The following is a 1,222-nucleotide window of genomic DNA, read 5'->3' on the forward strand; positions in this document are numbered from 1 at the left end:
GATAGCGAGCAATAAAGGCAAACCTCACGACCTTTGGCTCGCGAAGAACTGTGTCGCCTTTTTTTAACAGCTCCCTCTCCTCCCGCAGCAGAAGGGGAGGGTTCGAAGAACCGTTGGTTGATGCGCTTGGTTCGTGATTTCAGGCTTTTGGCGATTTGATTGACGGTTTTTGGAGTCACTTTTGATCTGCATTTTGAGCAGATCGAGTGCTGCCCCTGCTGGATTGCTATGCATTCGCGCTGATCCGCTCCAGGAAGAGGAAGCGACGCATATTATAGACGATATTGGCCAGGCCGATCCTAATGGTGGCCCGGGTGATACCGACAGTTCGGACGAACAGACCCATTTGCGATTTCTGATCAGCAAAGACATGCTCGACGCGGGATCGGATCACGGACTTTCCTGCATTGGACCGCTGGACATGGAGTGGCATGGGTTTGAGATGCGGCTTCTTCCTGTGAACCTTTGAGACAAAGCCCTGCTTTTCCATGAAGTCTTCATTGGCTTTTGAGCGATACGCCGTGTCTGCCCAGACGCCTGAGGCTGTATTGGTTTTATCCAGCAGCCCTTCTCGCAATCGCGCACCATCACTGGCGGCGGCATCTGTCGTCTTCCATTTTCGGATCAGTCGGAACTTCCGGTCGATGGAAACATGGGACTTGTAGCCAAAGAACGGAATGGCAAGATCGCTGGATGGCATGGTTCCATCATCCTGCCGCTTCGCCTTGGTGAACTTCAGTGTCCAGCGCGCATGACGATCCTTGTGCGACAGCTTTGCGGGTTTGTCCTGCCAGTCTTCAGGAATACGTCCTTCCCGAAGATCGGCTTTCTCAGCGTTCGTATTGCGCTGCTTGGGAGCAGCGACCAGTGTGGCATCCAGGATCTGGCCTGACATCGGGAGATAACCGGCGTTCCGCAGGGTCGCGTCAAACCGGTTGAACAGCCTATCGATCGCACCCGCCTGTGTCAGGCGTTCACGGAACAGCCAGACCGTTTTGGCATCAGGAACACGATCTGAAAGCCCCAGGCCAAGGAAGCGCATGAATGACAGACGATCGTTGATCAGATACTCCGTTCGTTCGTCGGACAGATTGTTGAGCGTCTGGATGATCAGAATTTTGAACATCAGCACCGGATCACACGGCGGACGATCGTTCGGCATCGCCCGCCACGCAACACCGTAACGGGTTACATAACGAAGACCGTTGAACAGATCCCGCAG

General features: G+C 54.2%; 1 protein-coding gene. It reads right to left on the reverse strand.

Annotated features, from left to right (window positions below; translation table 11 throughout):
• Window positions 1–226: 226 nt before the first annotated feature.
• Window positions 227–1,222 (reverse strand): IS5 family transposase (locus tag HK25_RS12145; RefSeq protein ID WP_233127828.1); only part of this gene is annotated, 996 nt, incomplete at its 5' end.

It is taken from the genome of Acetobacter sp. DsW_059 (genome assembly GCF_002153695.1).
Classification (GTDB): Bacteria; Pseudomonadota; Alphaproteobacteria; order Acetobacterales; family Acetobacteraceae; genus Acetobacter; species Acetobacter thailandicus.